General features: G+C 32.2%; 1 protein-coding gene. It reads left to right on the top strand.

Features of this window, described 5'->3' with window-relative positions; all coding sequences use genetic code 11:
* On the top strand, positions 1-616 hold a 616-nt coding region (locus BPMYX0001_RS24895; protein WP_033799337.1), incomplete at its 5' end, for a CsxC family protein.
* Positions 617-914: the final 298 nt, after the last annotated feature.

The following is a 914-nucleotide window of genomic DNA, read 5'->3' as shown; positions in this document are numbered from 1 at the left end:
GGAAGAAAGTTCACCGACAACATCAATTGTAAAAATCCCGGTTGTATTAGCAGAGAGAACAATTCAAGTTGTTGTAGAAGCAAATATTTCATTGGATCCTTTGGCAATCGAAATTAAACGTGTGTTGAAAAATGTATTTTTAACACACTGTAAGTTAGTTCCTGTAGCGTTTACGTCGGTACCAGGTACCAATTATCGCCGAGTCACAAGAGCAAAATTATTTGTAGAGGGCTATATTCGAAATAACATTGAATATGTTGCCGATCAGTATAATGGATTATTGTATAGTCGGATTGTTAATATCTCGTTTTCTAGATTCCTAGATTTGACAGCAGGTGATTTTATAACACAGCCTTTATTGGTAGCTTTTTTAGATACTACATCCCACTTGATTAATCCTAAGGGTGTCTATTTACCCCGGTTAGATACAAATTCTTTTGGAAATTTAGTTTTTTACAATAAACAACCGTATTGTGAATTAGTCAGAGCTAATTTTTATGAGTTTGATTTTTCACCATGTTTAACAAACTTGAACAAGTCATGTAGCGAACTTCGTAAAACAATCGTACTAGATCTTACTTTGAACATCTTACAAGTACAGCAAGTACAAGTTTAAAAAATAGACAGACATCGTCTTTTTTTATAATAAAAGTTGATGTCTTTTTTTTTATTATAAAACATATATAATGTTGAAACGATTATGTGTTTAAAAAATAAATAAGTCTTTCAATTCATCAGTTAGGAAGTGATTGACGATGAATAAGCCATGGATTAGTAATAAAATGATAGATAAAATTTTTTCTGAGCATAAAATAATCTCGGAGCTGGAAGTGGAAGAAAGTTCACCTTCAGAGATCGGGATGGAAGAAAATCTATTTACAGAGAGTGAAGTGGAAGAAAGTTCACCTTCAGAG

The sequence above is a fragment of the Bacillus pseudomycoides DSM 12442 genome (assembly GCF_000161455.1).
Classification (GTDB): domain Bacteria; phylum Bacillota; class Bacilli; order Bacillales; family Bacillaceae_G; genus Bacillus_A; species Bacillus_A pseudomycoides.
Note: the sequence above shows the minus strand (reverse complement) of the source record. Positions and strands in the feature narration are given on the sequence as shown.